9 protein-coding genes are annotated in these 14,752 nt (G+C 58.9%); 3 read left to right on the top strand and 6 right to left on the bottom strand.

The window, feature by feature from the left end; all coding sequences use genetic code 11:
- Positions 1-21: 21 nt before the first annotated feature.
- The 6 genes from A7976_RS02290 to A7976_RS02315 all read right to left on the bottom strand — a co-directional run bounded on the left by A7976_RS02290 (position 22) and on the right by A7976_RS02315 (position 8,368).
- Positions 22-603 (bottom strand): response regulator, encoded by a 582-nt coding sequence (locus tag A7976_RS02290; RefSeq protein WP_067106335.1) that lies wholly within the window; start codon positions 601-603, stop codon positions 22-24.
- A gap of 2 nt (positions 604-605) precedes the next feature.
- The gene (locus A7976_RS02295) at positions 606-1,934 is read right to left on the bottom strand and encodes an HD domain-containing phosphohydrolase (RefSeq protein ID WP_240483769.1); all 1,329 of its coding nucleotides are present in this window, start codon (positions 1,932-1,934) and stop codon (positions 606-608) included.
- 10 nt (positions 1,935-1,944) lie between these two features.
- Positions 1,945-3,750 carry an ATP-binding protein gene (locus tag A7976_RS02300; protein WP_067106336.1) on the bottom strand — a complete coding sequence of 602 codons (1,806 nt, stop codon included), beginning with the start codon at positions 3,748-3,750 and terminating at the stop codon, positions 1,945-1,947.
- Between the two features lie 35 nt (positions 3,751-3,785).
- Positions 3,786-4,634, bottom strand: coding sequence for an HDOD domain-containing protein (locus A7976_RS02305; RefSeq protein ID WP_067106338.1), 849 nt, complete (start codon positions 4,632-4,634; stop codon positions 3,786-3,788).
- Positions 4,635-4,687: 53 nt separating this feature from the next.
- Entirely contained in the window at positions 4,688-7,723 is a 3,036-nt protein-coding gene (locus tag A7976_RS02310; RefSeq protein WP_067106340.1) for an EAL domain-containing protein, read from the bottom strand.
- 63 nt (positions 7,724-7,786) lie between these two features.
- Entirely contained in the window at positions 7,787-8,368 is a 582-nt protein-coding gene (locus A7976_RS02315; protein WP_165601708.1) for an ANTAR domain-containing response regulator, read from the bottom strand.
- A 206-nt stretch (positions 8,369-8,574) separates the two neighbouring features.
- Between A7976_RS02315 and A7976_RS02320 the strand changes: the two genes are divergently transcribed.
- The 3 genes from A7976_RS02320 to A7976_RS02330 all read left to right on the top strand — a co-directional run bounded on the left by A7976_RS02320 (position 8,575) and on the right by A7976_RS02330 (position 14,652).
- The gene (locus A7976_RS02320) at positions 8,575-10,569 is read left to right on the top strand and encodes a UvrD-helicase domain-containing protein (RefSeq protein ID WP_067106345.1); all 1,995 of its coding nucleotides are present in this window, start codon (positions 8,575-8,577) and stop codon (positions 10,567-10,569) included.
- Positions 10,570-10,647: 78 nt separating this feature from the next.
- On the top strand, positions 10,648-12,675 hold the full coding sequence (locus tag A7976_RS02325; protein ID WP_067106347.1) for an AsmA family protein: 2,028 nt from the start codon (positions 10,648-10,650) through the stop codon (positions 12,673-12,675).
- Positions 12,676-12,750: 75 nt separating this feature from the next.
- Positions 12,751-14,652: an ATP-binding cassette domain-containing protein gene (locus A7976_RS02330; RefSeq protein WP_067106349.1), complete on the top strand. Its 1,902-nt coding sequence runs from the start codon at positions 12,751-12,753 to the stop codon at positions 14,650-14,652.
- Positions 14,653-14,752: the final 100 nt, after the last annotated feature.

Here is a 14,752-nt window from a genome sequence, read left to right on the forward strand (position 1 = left end):
CCTGTTTTGAGTTTTCAGGATTCAATCATCGTCCAGCAATATCCCGCCGTCGGAGGTACGCCGTACCTTGGTAATGCCCGGCGTCTCGGCCTCCAGCCGTCGCAGCTCCAGCTCCTGCCGGGAAATGATGCCCTGTTGGTGGCGCACCTCGTCCGCGAGGCGTTCGTTCTCGACCTGCAGATTTTGCAACTGGAAAAGCTGACGGATATCGGCGCATAGCGTGTAGTCGTCCCACGGTTTGCAGATGAAACGATGGATTTTCGCTTCGTTGATCGCGCCTATCAGGGCCTGCATATCGGCGTAGCCGCTCAGTATGATACGGACCGTATTCGGCTGGATTTCGCGCAGGGCCTTGAGAAAAGCCACGCCGTCCATTTCCGGCATGCGGTAATCCGAGATCACGATATCGAAGGCCACGCCCTCGCCCGCCCTCGCCAGCGCGGCCTTGGGCGAGGTGAAGATTTCCACGGCATTGCGCGGTGCGTCCGCCGCTTCGGGGTCCAGCGCTGCCCGGTCGCCGAACCAGGCCTCCGGCGAACCGAGAATGCGGCGCAGGGCGCGGAGTATGTTTTCCTCATCGTCCACCAGCATGATGCGTGTCATGGCTATCCCTTCACTTTGACGTGCACGACCATGGGCCGGCCGTCGGTTCGTTCATAGTTCTTGAGTTGATCGATCAGCGTGTCGTCCAGAATGTAATCTCTCGCGAGCAGCAACAGGCCGTCGCGTGTCATCAGGTCGCGCGTCAGCACCATATCGGGCTTGAGGTCGCCGGTGTGAAGGGCGATTTCACGCTCGTACGGGACGGGTTCGCCGCCGCCCAGCATCGCCAAAAAGGCATCGACGACCTGCGGATCGTAACGCTTGCCGCGTCCCTCCTTGATGAAAGTCAGCGCATCCTCGGCATTGAGCCGCTTGCTCATCAGATAACCCTGTTGTGCCGCGTCGTACTCATTGGCAACCGTCAGCACGCGCGCGCCGAGCGGAATCGCCAGGCCGGAAAGCGCATCGGGAAAGCCCTGGCCGTCGAAGCGCTCGTGATGGCTGCGGATCAGCCTGGCGGCACCGTGCAATTGCTCCAGCGCCATCAGCGCAGTCTGCCCCACCACCGGATGCTTCATGACCGCGGCGCGCTCTTCGCCCGCCAGCGTGTTGAACGGCTTGTGCAGCAATTTGTCCGGCAGGCCGATCTGGCCGATGTCGTGCAGCAGCGCGGCCACCATCACGTCCTGCACCTCGGTATCGCTCATGCCCATGCGCTTTGCCAGCTTGTGCGCGAGGTCGGCCACGCGGCGCGAATGACCCGACATCTCCCCTTCACGCAATTCCATCAGATTTGAAAACACGCGAATCGAAGTCAAAAAGCTCTTTTTCAGCCTTTCGTGCGCTACCTCGAGAAAACCCATGGTCTGCCGCACCTCTTCGGTACGCGCCTTGACCTTTTCCTCCAGATTGGCGTTGAGGTCACGCAACTCCTCGTTCTGTTTATGCGTCAGCTCTTCCAGCCTCGCCTTTTCGCGCTCCAGTATTTTCTGCTCCAGCGCGTGGCGTACCGTGAGGCAGATATCGTTGTCTTCCCACGGCTTGGCGATGTAACGGTAAATCTGCCCCTTGTTGATGGCGTCGATAGTCGAGGAAATATCAGCGTAACCGGTGAGCAGGATGCGGACGGTATCGGGCGATTTCAGCCGCACCTGCTCCAGGAATTGCGCGCCGTCCATAACCGGCATGCGCATGTCGGAAATCACCAGGTCTATAGCCTCGCTATCGAATATTTCCAACCCTTGCGCGCCGCTTTCGGCGATGAAGATGCGATAGCCCAACGGACGGAACAGCCGACGCAATGCAGACAGGATATTCGGCTCGTCATCCACGAAGAGCAGAGTGGCTTGCAGTTCCTGTTGCGGATTATCGGCGGTCATGACGGTATTCACGAACTGTTCCTCAAAGCATGGTTTTTGTTTCGGGCCCCGGTTCCGGCTGTTTTACCGGCAACGCGATGCGAAACGTCGTGCCCTTGCCGACTTCGCTGGCGACATTGATGCTGCCGTGGTGCTTCTGGATGATGCTGTATGAAACGGACAATCCGAGCCCGGTACCGGTGCCGACCGGCTTGGTGGTAAAGAACGGATCGAAGATACGCGAAAGGTTTTCCGGCGAGATGCCCTTGCCGGTATCCGATACCTCCACCCAGACCATCTCATTTGCCGACCCGGTGCGGATAAGAATGGTGCCACGATCCTCGATGGCATGCGCCGCATTCACCAGCAGGTTCATGAACACCTGGTTGAGCTGCGGCGGCAGGCATTCGATGTCGGGGATATCGCCGTATTCCTTCTTGACCTCCGCCTTGTACTTGATTTCGTTGTTGACGATGTTGAGTGTGCTGTCGATGCCCTGATGCAAATCCGCTTGCTGCCACTCCTCTTCCGAACCGACATGGGAAAAATCCTTCAGGTCCTGCACGATCTTCTTTACCCGCGTGATGCCTTCGCGGCTCTCGCCCATCAGCGCCGCCACGTCCTCGCGCAGGAAGCCGAGGTCAGCCTTCCGCTTGACCGCGCGTACGACGTTGATCGCCTCCGCATGCGACGCCAGCAGAGGCTCGAACTTTTCGTAGACGTCCAGCACGACGAACACCTCATCCAGGTATTTCTGCAACGAACCGAGATTGGAATAAACATAGCCGATGGGGTTGTTGATCTCGTGCGCCACGCCCGCCGCCAGCTGTCCGATAGACGCCATTTTTTCCGATTGCAGCAGCTGGCTCTGGATATCCTGCAACTTGGCGTAGGCCTCCTGCAGTTCCGCATGGCTTTTCTTCAGCTTGATTTCGGCTTCGCGGCTTTGCGTGATGTCCGTACCCAGCCCGTTCAGGCTCACGGGCTCACCGTTTTCGCCGAAAATGGCGTGGATGTGGTCGTGTATCCAACGCACCTCGCCATCCGGCCGCATAATGCGGTATTCGATGTCGAGCACGCCTTTTTCGAGAATTTCCGGCATGCACTGGCCGACGCGCTTGCGGTCGTCGGGATGCACCGTCTGGAACCACAGGTTGGAATCGGCCATGAACTCTGCGATGGACCGGCCATAGACGTTTTCTGCCGCGGGGTTGAGGAAAAGCGTTTCGAACGTGTCCGGCGTAATCGACCAGACCACGTTATCGAGCGCGCTGAGGATCTGCTCCAGGTGCTCGCGCGATTGCAGCGCCAGCCGGTGGGCTTCCTGCTGCGCGATGTGCAGCTTCATGTTTTCGATGACGATGGAGATCAGGTTTACCAGCAAGGTGCCCTGTTCGAGATCCGCGTGCGTGAAAGGGGCGCGGATCTCGGCGCGATTGACGCAAAGCGCGCCCAACATGCGCTTTTCCAGTTTGAGCGGCCAGCACATCGAGCAGCCGACCCGCTCCTTGTGGGAATGGAGCTTGAGATTGCTGAAGCGCGCATCCTTTGCCGCATCGCCGACCAGCATCACCGGTTCGCCGTGGCGCATCACCCAGCCCAGCAGGCTTTCCTCGCATTTCACGCTGCTGCCGACGGTATTCTCCGGCAAGCCGGTTCCGGCGACGATGGTCATTTCGAAGCAATCTTCCGTGTCGCACAGGGCCAGTGAGCCGGTATCCGCGCCGAAGCCCCGGATGATGTGCTGGAGTATCTGCTGCTGCACGATGGCAGGCGTTTCGCGCAAAAGCTGCGACTGACCGAGAAGATACAGTTCGTACAGCCAGGGAAGTTGCGTTTCTTTTTCCATGACGTTTCCTTTTGCTTGGAGCCTGTTTCAGGCTCTTACTCGCCGACGAGCTGAATGGATCCCATATACAATTGTTGCGCCGCCTGCGCCAGGGCCGGCCATTCCGACTGATCCAGCGTGAGGCGGTCGTAAGCTTCGGCAGAGAGCATCGCGAATTTCTGCTCGCGTATCTTTCCCTGATCCAGGGCGTGCGCAAACAGATTGGCGATATACACCACATCCGACAGGTTGCTTCTGCCGCTTGCATCCGGCGGGCTATGATGCAAGCGGATGGCATCGCGGATCGCCTGCGGGAATTTCCAGCGTTGGGCCAGTTCTCCGCCCAGGGCCGCGTGGTCATAACCAATAAGGTTGCGCTCGGCTTCGAGGAAGCTCTCATCGCTGGCTTCATCTACTGCTACCACCTTTGCTGCGGCGGGATACTCCATCACGATGATCAGCTTGCCGATATCGTGCAGCACGCCCGCAGTGAATGCGATCTCGGGATTCAATCCAAGTCTTTTCGCCAGCACCTTGGCGCATGCCGCGGTACAGATGCCATGGCGCCAGAAGACAACCAGATCGAACTCGCCGAGATTCTTGGGCGACGCATTAATGATGGCCGCCGCTGTCACCAACCCGCGCAGATTGTTGAACCCCAGCACCGAAATGGCTTCGAAAATCGTTCCCACCTGACCGGACAGGCCGAAAAACGCGGAATTGGCCACGCGCATCACGCGCGCCACCAGCGCCTGGTCGTTGGCGATCTTGCCGGCGAGCGTGGAAACATCCATGCGCTCGTTATCGAAGCTCTCCAGGATTTCCAGCACGACGCTGGGCAGGGACGGCAGCTTCTGCGCATGATCCAGCACGCTGGCAACCGACGTTTGTTGATCCGGACTCATGGATGACTCCTTATCGATTTATGCACGGCATGCATGAGGCTACAGAGCACCGCCTATACCGGAGAAAACACCAGAATGCAGCCTTGCGCCTTGCACATGTCGCCCATGCGATGGCACATCACATGAAAACGACGGCCATCGGCCAGCATCACGGTATGCGATTCGCCGGCAGCCTCGTCGGCCAGCGCCACCCACGTTTCCGGCAGACAGTCGCGCGCATTGGACCCAAGCAGGGAGCCCATTCCTCCCTGGGTCAGCAGGCTATCCGCCTGACGGTTGGCGATGACGATCAACCCTTCGTCGTCGATGCCGATCACGCCCGCCGGAAGATGCTCCAGAATTTCCTGCGACACCTGCAGCACGCCGATGTTGTGGCGCAGGGTCTCGGTCTTTTCTGCCACGCGCACTTCCAGAGCGCGATTGATTTCCGAAAGCTCGCCGTTGGCACGTTCCAGTTCGCGGGCCAACCGGGCGTTTTCCTGCTTGAGTTCATGCCGCTGGAAAGCTTCGTGCACCTGTTCGCGCAGTTGCTCATCGTCCCACGGCTTGGTCAGAAACTTGTAGATAGCACCTTCATTGATCGCGTCCGTGACCGATTTCAGTTCGGTATAGCCGGACAGCACGATGCGTATCGTGTCGGGGTAGATATCCTTCACCTTGCCGAGGAACTCGACGCCGGTCATTTCCGGCATGCGTTGATCGGAAATAATCACGCCCACCGGATTGTCGGCCAGGATTTCCAAGCCTTCCTTGCCGCTGGTCGCGGTCAGGATGCGGTATCCATCCGCGCGCAGCAGCCGCTTGAGCGACATCGCAATGTTGGGCTCGTCGTCCACCAGCAGCAGGACGCGCTCCAGCGCCTGCCCTCCTGCCGCTGTCGGCAAGCCTGCAAAGCCTTGTATGAAAGTCTTACACGCGTCAGCCGGCATGGGCTGGCTCAACAGATAACCCTGTATCTCGTCGCAATGATGACTGACCAGAAAGTGCAGATGCCCGGCAGTCTCCACTCCTTCGGCAATAACGCGCAGCTTCAGCTCGTGGGCCATGCCGATAATCGAACGGACAAGTGCCGCCGAGGCCGGATCGGTATTGATGCTGCGCACGAAGGATTGGTCGATCTTGACGGAGGTAACAGGAAAGCGGCGCAGATAGGAAAGCGATGAATAGCCGGTACCGAAGTCATCCACCGATAAACGGACGCCCAACTTGCGCAGTGCCAGGATGGCTTCGCCAACAACCTCGGTCTCCTGCATGAACAGGCTTTCGGTCAGCTCCAGCTTGAGCATGGAATTCGGCAACCCCGTTGCACGCAGGATGCGTTCCACCACATGGGCCAGTTCGGGCTGCATGAACTGCCTGACCGACACATTGACTGCCATGCGCAACTCCGGCAATCCGGCGGCACGCCATGCAACCGCCTGGCGGCAGGCCGTTTCCAGTATCCACTCGCCCAGTGGCACGATCAGCCCGGTCTCCTCCATCAACGGAATAAACTCGGCAGGCGACACCATGCCCAGCTCCGGATGCTGCCATCGCACCAGTGCCTCGACGCCGACGATCTGACCGGTATCAAGATCCGCCTGCGGCTGGTAATACAGCACGAATTCGTTGCGTGCCAGCGCCTGCCGCAGCATGTTTTCGAATTGCAGCCGGTGTACCGCCGCTGCGTTCATTTCATCGGTAAAGAATACGAAACGGTTTTTTCCGCCTTCCTTGGCGCGGTACATGGCAGCATCCGCATCCTTCAGCAGTGTTTGCACATCGGTGCCGTCGCGTGGGTAGACGCTGATGCCGATACTCGCCGTCAGGAAGAGTTCGTGCTCGCCGACGGTAAACGGTTGCGCCAGGGCCTCGATGGCATTTTTCGCAATCAGCGTGATGTCTTCGATGCGTGTCACATCGGACAGCATGATCATGAACTCGTCGCCGCCGGAACGCGCCACCGTATCGACTTCGCCAACGACACCAAGCAAACGCCCGGCGGCGGTTTGCAGCACGCCGTCGCCAATATCGTGCCCAAGGCTGTCATTGATGTTCTTGAAACGATCGAGATCGAGGAACAGCAGCGCCACCATGCCGCCGCTGCGATCCGCCTGCGCCATGGCCTGACGCAGGCGATCCTGCAGCAGGCTGCGATTCGGCAGGCCGGTCAGTTCGTCGTAGGAAGCCAGAAACACGAGCTTTCTCTCGGCATCCTTCACTGCGGTGATATCCACCATCAGGCCGCGCAAGCCGGTGATGCGCTCCTCCTTGTCGCGCACCACGCTGACGCGCCCGTGTATCCAGACGACCTTGCCCTCGCCCGTCCGAATCCGATACTCCATATCGTGCCCATGTCCCGACGCGATTTGGTCAAGGAGCTCGCCGACGGCTTTTTCGCGGTCATCGGGCAGGATGATTTCGCGCCAGAAGTCCGGCTCCTGCGTCCAGCGCGCCAGCGGATAACCCAGCATTTCCTGTGCCTGGTGGCTGACGAAAGTGAAGCGCATGGCGGTATCCGCTTCCCACACGATGGCATCAATGCCGTCCAGCAAATCCTGGAGACGCCGCTCTAATTGCAGCGCCTCCTGCTTGTCCGCATGGTGGTAGGTGTCGATGGCCAGCCCGATATCGAACAGCACGATTTTCAGCAAGGCATTGAAGGTCTTGAGAAATTCCTCGTGATTGTCGCCGTAGAGCTTCCAGAGGTGAAACAGAAAGTCGGACAGGTACTTGCGATAAGCGCCCAGATACCACTTGGGATCAAGCCCGACGCGCTTGTGGACGATACCGACATGCAGCCGCTTGTATACGTAATTGCTCTCGTATTCGCCGGCCGTCAGTCCTCGGAAATAGGTCGACAGGGTGTTTCTGAGCCGAGCCAGTGTTGCCTCGTCGGGCACCAGTTCGCGCACTTGCGAGAAATCGAGAAGATGGTTGAAAAATGTAGCAGCGATGTCTTCTTCGTAATCGTGCTGAATGGACTGCAAGCGCTTCAGCAACTCGACATCGATCTCGCCGAATTCGAGAAAGTGTTTGCGCCGGGCAATTTCCTCGGCATCAATGCCGAGTTCCCGGGCAATCGCAGCGCTTTTTTCAATCGGACTCATGCCAGGCGACTCACTTATTGTTTTTCTTTCGCGAATAAACAAACCGTGCAAGTAATGCGCATCTTATAAAGACGTCAGCAACACTTTTTCGCCGCTGACCAGCCGTTGCGCGAGGGACGCGATACCTCCGGGATGGCCTCGGGCATTGGCGCGCAGCATGTCGAAGGCCGCCGCCCGATCCAGATGGTGGCGTTCCATGATAAGACCGACAGCCATGTCCGTCTCACGGGATGACAAGGATATATCTCCCAGATCGGCGTTGCCCAGCCTGAGCTGCTCCAGTTCATCGGCGCGCTTCAGCGCGACCTCGATGGCCGGCACGATGCGCGAGATTTCAACAGGTTTCAGCAGATAGCCGAGCGCACCGGCCTCGACGGCTGCCTTGACCAGGCTATCGTCGCTATGGGCAGAAAGAAAAATGAAAGGAGTAGCCGTTTCGCTCTTGAGTAAGCGCGCCACCTCGAGACCGCTCATATCGGGCATGATCATGTCGAGAATGGCGAGATCGGGTTTTTCGTGCTTGCATATGCGCAGTGCCGGTTTGCCGCTATCCACCTGAAAGACCTGATAGCCAACCTTCCGCAAACCGAGACTGATCGTTGCCAGAACAGCCAGATCGTCATCCACCACCAGAATTTTCGGCATAGCGGGCCTCGCTTTCCAGGGAACCATGCCCGGAGCTCGCCGGAGACATGCTCAAGCAGGGCATGGTTTTTGTTTTCCTCCAACATAGCACGACTTAATGATGAATGTAACCCTATGCTGCGAAAGAGAAAATACCCATTATGCATAGGCGGGGATACTTTCCCGAAGTGACACCTCGCCCGCCAATCGGTAAACTTGCGCCGCTTATGCTTTCCAAATTAAATCCCCCCCAACGCGAAGCGGTTAAATATCTCGACGGTCCCCTGCTGGTACTGGCCGGTGCAGGCAGCGGCAAGACCCGTGTCATCACGCACAAGATCGTGCATCTGATCGACCAGTGCGGCTATGCGCCCAAGGAAATCGCCGCGATCACCTTTACCAACAAGGCCGCGCGCGAGATGCAGGAGCGCGTCGGCAAGCTGCTGGAAGGCAAGCCTTCCAAGGGCCTGACCGTCACCACCTTCCACTCCCTGGGACTGCAAATGCTGCGTCAGGAAGCGACGCTGCTGGGTTACAAACCGCAATTTTCCATTCTGGATTCTTCGGACAGTTTCAAGATTCTGGCCGATGTGCTGGCAACCACCGACAAGCAGCTTCTGCGCCGCACGCAGTCGCAGATTTCCAACTGGAAGAACGCCTTCGTCACGCCCGACCAGGCCAAGGCGCAAGCTGACGAGGAAGACACGCACGCCGCGGCCAAGGTTTACCAGCTTTACCAGCAGACGCTCAAGGCCTATCAGGCGGTGGACTTCGACGACCTGATCCGCCTGCCGGTGGAACTCTTCGAGCAGCACGCGGACGCGCTGAACAAATGGCAGCACAAACTGAAATACCTGCTGATCGACGAATATCAGGATACAAACGCCTGCCAGTACCGCCTGGTCAAACTGCTGACCGGCGTGGAAGGCCGTTTCACGGCGGTGGGCGACGACGACCAGGCGATCTATGGCTGGCGCGGCGCGGACGTGGAAAACCTGCGACAGCTGACGGTGGACTTTACCAGGCTGAAAGTCATCAAGCTGGAGCAAAACTACCGCTCCACCGTGCGCATCCTGCGCGCCGCCAACCAGGTGATCGCCAACAATCCCAAGCTGTTCGAGAAAAAACTGTGGAGCGAGCACGGCACCGGCGACATGATCCAGGTGGCCGCAATGCGCGACGACGAGCATGAAGCCGAAACCGTGGTGATGAAGCTGATGGCGCATAAATTCGAGCATCGCACCAAGTTTTCAGATTACGCCATCCTCTACCGCGGCAACCATCAGGCGCGGCTGCTGGAGGAGCACTTGCGCAGCCAGAAAGTGCCGTATACCGTCTCCGGCGGGCAATCGTTCTTCGACAAGGCGGAGATCAAGGATCTGGTCAGCTACCTGCGTCTGATCGCCAACGAGGACGACGATCCTGCCTTCATCCGCGCCGCGACCACGCCGAAAAAAGGCATAGGCAACACCACGCTGGAACGCTTGGGCGAATACGCCGCGCAAAAGCATGTTTCGCTGTTTGAAGCGGCGTTCGAAGGCGGCTTCCAGCAATTGATCGGCGCCAAACAGCTCGACGACCTCATCACCTTCTGCAACTTCATCAACCGCATGCAGGAGCGCTCCACCAAAGACCCGGCCGGCGAAGTACTGAACGACCTGCTCGGTGCGATCCAGTATGAAATGCACCTTTACGACAGTGAAGAGCCGCGTGCCGCCGAAACCAAGTGGAAGAACGTGATGGACTTCGTCGGCTGGCTGACGAAGAAAGGCGACGACGACGAGCGCAACCTGCTGCAACTGACGCAGATGGTCGCGCTGATGAGCATGCTGGAAGGCCGCGAGGAAGGCGAACCGGACGCGGTCAAGCTCTCCACGCTGCACGCCTCCAAGGGGCTGGAATTCGGCCACGTGTTCCTGATTGGCGTGGAAGAAGGCATCCTTCCTCATAGGGAATCGGTGGACAACGGCAAGATCGAGGAAGAGCGCCGCCTGATGTACGTCGGTATCACCCGCGCCGAGCGCTCGCTGCATATCTCGTGGTGCAAGAAGCGCAAGCGCGCCGGCGAAACCGAATCGTGCGAACCCAGCCGTTTCATCGCCGAACTGCCCACGGATGACGTCAGGCACAGCGGCATGCCCGGCGCCGACCCGGCCGCCAGCAAGGAACATGGCAAGGAACGCATGGCGCAAATACGCGCCATGCTGAACGCAAAAGGCTGATATCGCAGGAACTTTGCATCGGAATCGGCACTCACTTGATTTAAGTGAGCCGACTTCGAGGTGTCTCGCATAACTACAATGCAACCACCGAATGCGCCCAACGGCCGAGGGAAATCGAATTTTCTTCGCATATTCCTCGTCTTATTGCTTATCCCGATCCTCGCCATTGCCATTTTCGAAGCGCTGGGCTGGCCCTTTATGCGCGTGCCTTTCGAACGTTTTGCCAGCGAGCAGTTGCAGCGCACCGTCAGAATCTCCGAACCCTTCCAGCTCCGATTGATCGGCAGCGTCAGACTCAAGGTCGGCGGGTTATGGATATCCGCTCCCCCGGAGTTCGGCGTACCGCACCTCGTCAGCACCAATAAAGCCGATATCGAGTTGCGCTACGCCGATCTCTATCAGCTCAAGCATAGCGATCTGTTGCGCATCAAGTCGCTTGAAGTCGATCAAATCGACGCGCGCTTGACCCGTCACCAGGACGGGCAGGCCACATGGAGCTTCAAGCGCGACCCGAATCGTCCGCCGAGGCCCTTCCCTAACATAGAAAAACTGATTGCGACCAAAGGCTATGCCGAAGTCGTCGATGCCATCAATGAAGCCGACCTGAAAGTCAACTTCAACACCGACGAAGGCAGCACTAATACCAAATCCGCATCCAGCATCCGCGCCGTCGGCACCTATGGTCAAAAACCCTTGGAGGCGGTACTCGCCACGAATGGTTTTCTGCCGGTTGCCACCAAGGACAAAACCGCACCGCCTATCCAATCCAAGGGTTGGGCCGATTATGTCGGCTTGCGTGTGGACTTCGACGGCACGGTATCCGACCTCCTGGGCCAGCGCAAAATCGACGGCAAGTTCAGCGCGCACGGCCCCTCGCTCAGCATTCTGGGCAACTTTACCCATAGCGTGCTGCCGGTAACGGATAAATTCGCCCTGAACGGCACCGTGAAGAAAACCGACGAGGTCTGGAATGTAAACATCGCTGCCGCACGTGTCGGCCAGAGCGATCTTTCCGGAGAATTCCGCTACGACGCCAGCCAGCCCACGCCTTCGCTCAACGGCGAGCTCCGGGGCAAGCGCTTGTATCTGTCCGATCTTTTCCCCGCTTTCGGCACGCGTCGTGACGATGGATCAGTAGTCAAGCCTCCCAAGGGCAAGATCATCGCGGATCGGCCGCTCGACCTCCCGTCGCTGAACAAGATGGATGCCAACGTCGTGGTCAGGCTGGATTACGTCGATCTCGGCAACCTTTTCGCACGGCCCATCACCCCGTTCAATGCCGATCTCTCCATGGACAAGGGCAAGCTTGCACTCGCCAAGATCGATGCGCACGTCGCCGAAGGCTCGCTGGCGGGGTTGATCTCGATAGACGCCCACCAGGCTGAAGAGGCTCCATCTGCCGTACCTCCCGAATGGCGTATCGATCTCCAGTGGAAAAACATCGATCTCGAAAAGTGGCTGAAAGTCAGTGCAGATCGCAAACGGCAGGCGAAAAACAAGGGCGACAAGGATGTCCCCCCGGCTTACATTACCGGCTCACTGCATGGCAGGACCAAGCTCAGCGGCCATGGGAGCTCTACGCGTGAGCTGCTATCGACGCTGGACGGCGATGTGTCGATGTTTATACGCAAGGGGACGATTTCGCATTTGCTGATAGAGCTCTTGGGCATCGATCTCGCCCAAAGCCTGGGCATCATGCTCACCAAGGACGAGCCTCTTATCATGCAATGTGCCGTGATGGATTTCGATACCAGGAATGGCACCGTCAAGCCGCAGGTTGCGCTGATCGATACCAATGTCACGCTGCTGTTGATAGACGGCAAGATCAACCTGCCGGAGGAGGAGTTGGATTTACGCCTGACGGCCAAGCCCAGAAACGTGTCGCCATTCACGCTGCGCTCGCCGATTCGCGTCAAAGGCACTTTTCTCAATCCCGACGTCTCGCCGGTAAAGGGGCCCATCGCTGCGCGTGTCGCCGGCGGGGTTGCGTTGGCCTTCCTCAATCCGCTGGCGGCCATCCTACCTTTCGTCGATCTCGGCAGTACCAGCGAAGAGCCCTCCCCTTGCAAACAGACCCTGGCCAGGTTCAGCAAACCCGCTCGCTGAACGTTCTTCCAAATTTCCCGACATCCCCACTACTCCGGGCGCACGCACGGTGACGCAACGCGGTAAAATGCCGCCATGCCTTATATCACCCTTGAAAACGCCAGCCTGGCTTACGGCCTTACTCCCCTGCTCGACCACGCTGATTTTCTGCTCGATCCCGGCGAACGCGTCGGGCTGATCGGCCGCAACGGCACCGGAAAATCCAGCCTGCTCAAGGTCATCGCGGGTGAATCCAAACTGGACGACGGCACCGTCTGGCGCGCGCCCGGCGTCCGTCTTGCCTATGTGCCGCAAGAGCCGCCGCTGGATCCCGAACATACCGTGTTTGAAGCGGTTTCCGAAGGATTGGGCAATCTCAGCCAGATACTGATCGATTACCACGAGGTCTCGCATGCGATGGGCGAACCGGGCGCCGACACGACCGCGCTGCTGGATCGCATGCAGCATCTTCAGCATGAACTGGAAGCGCAGGACGGCTGGCAGGTGCAGGCACGCGTCGAGACCGTGTTGTCGCGCCTCAGCCTGCCGGCCGACACCCCGGTGTCCACGCTTTCAGGCGGTTGGCGCAAGCGCGTCGCGCTGGCCCGTGCGCTGGTAGCCGCGCCGGAAATCCTGTTGATGGACGAGCCGACCAACCACCTCGATCTCGAAGCCATCGAATGGCTCGAAGACATGCTGCTGGATTTCAAAGGAGCGCTGCTGTACATCACCCACGACCGCCGCTTCCTGGATCGCCTCGCGACACGCATCGTCGAGCTCGACCGCGGCCATCTCACCGAATTCAAGGGCAATTTCAGCGCCTACCAGATCAAGAAAGCCGAACTGCTGGAAGTCGAGGCCACGCACGCCGCCAAGTTCGATAAGGTGCTGGCGCAGGAAGAAACGTGGATCCGCCAGGGCATCAAGGCACGCCGAACCCGCAACGAGGGCCGCGTGCGCCGTCTGGAGCGGCTGCGCCTGGAACGCGCCGCGCGCCGCGAACGGCAAGGCAACGTCAGGCTGGCGCTGGATGCCGGCGAACGCTCCGGCAAGCTCGTGGCGGAACTGACACACGTCAATAAGTCTTTCGGCGACCGCGTCATCATCCACGATTTTTCCACGCGCATTTTGCGCGGCGATCGCATCGGCCTGCTCGGCCCCAACGGCGCGGGCAAATCCACGCTGCTGAAACTGATCCTGGGCGAACTGGAAGCGGATAGCGGCGAGATCAAACGCGGCACCAACCTCAACATCGCCTACTTCGACCAGATGCGCGAGCAGCTCAACGAAGAAGCAACGCTGGCCGACACCATCAGCCCCGGTTCCGATTTTGTCGAGATCGGCAACGAGCGCAAGCACGTCATCAGTTATCTCGAAGACTTCCTCTTCCCGCCGCAGCGTGCCCGCGCGCCGGTGAAGTCGCTCTCCGGCGGTGAACGTAACCGCTTGCTACTGGCCCGCCTGTTCGCCCGTCCGGCGAATGTGCTGGTGCTGGATGAACCGACCAACGACCTCGATATCGACACGCTGGAGCTGCTTGAAGAGCTCTTGCAGGATTTCGGCGGCACACTGTTCCTGGTCAGCCACGACCGCGCCTTCCTGGAAAACACCGTGACGCAGGTGATCGCGTTTGAGGGCAATGGACAACTGACCGAATTCGGCGGCGGCTACGACGACTGGCGCCGCTTTTCCGAACAACGCGCCGCCGAAGCAGTGGTCGAAAAGCCCAAGGCCGCGCCGCAGCCCAAGCCTGCAGCCCCCCCAAAGCCAGCGCAGACCAAACTCAGCTTCAAGGAAACCCACGAACTGGCCGCCCTGCCCGATAAAATCGAAACGCTGGAAACGGAACAGAATGCCCTCAATACCGAGCTGGCCGACCCCGATATCTACCGCACAGATCCGCAACGCGCAAAAGTGTTGCAAACGCGTCTCGCAGGACTCGAAATGGAACTGGAACAGGTAATGTTGAGATGGGAAGAACTGGAATCCAGGCGCTGAACTTTTCAACGCTCGGGAAATTCTTACAGCGGCTTGTTTTTTATACTTAAAACCCAGCATTGACGGGCAAAGAGCGTGCTAGAATCGGCCACGAATTTGC

The organism is Methylobacillus sp. MM3, assembly GCF_001645185.1.
GTDB lineage: Bacteria > Pseudomonadota > Gammaproteobacteria > Burkholderiales > Methylophilaceae > MM2.

Coding starts and splice junctions, on each gene's coding strand:
- A7976_RS02290 (WP_067106335.1), bottom strand. CDS start 603: ATGACACGCATCATGCTGGTGGACGATGAGGAAAACATACTCCGCGCC.
- A7976_RS02300 (WP_067106336.1), bottom strand. CDS start 3,750: ATGGAAAAAGAAACGCAACTTCCCTGGCTGTACGAACTGTATCTTCTC.
- A7976_RS02305 (WP_067106338.1), bottom strand. CDS start 4,634: ATGAGTCCGGATCAACAAACGTCGGTTGCCAGCGTGCTGGATCATGCG.
- A7976_RS02310 (WP_067106340.1), bottom strand. CDS start 7,723: ATGAGTCCGATTGAAAAAAGCGCTGCGATTGCCCGGGAACTCGGCATT.
- A7976_RS02315 (WP_165601708.1), bottom strand. CDS start 8,368: ATGCCGAAAATTCTGGTGGTGGATGACGATCTGGCTGTTCTGGCAACG.
- A7976_RS02320 (WP_067106345.1), top strand. CDS start 8,575: ATGCTTTCCAAATTAAATCCCCCCCAACGCGAAGCGGTTAAATATCTC.
- A7976_RS02325 (WP_067106347.1), top strand. CDS start 10,648: ATGCAACCACCGAATGCGCCCAACGGCCGAGGGAAATCGAATTTTCTT.
- A7976_RS02330 (WP_067106349.1), top strand. CDS start 12,751: ATGCCTTATATCACCCTTGAAAACGCCAGCCTGGCTTACGGCCTTACT.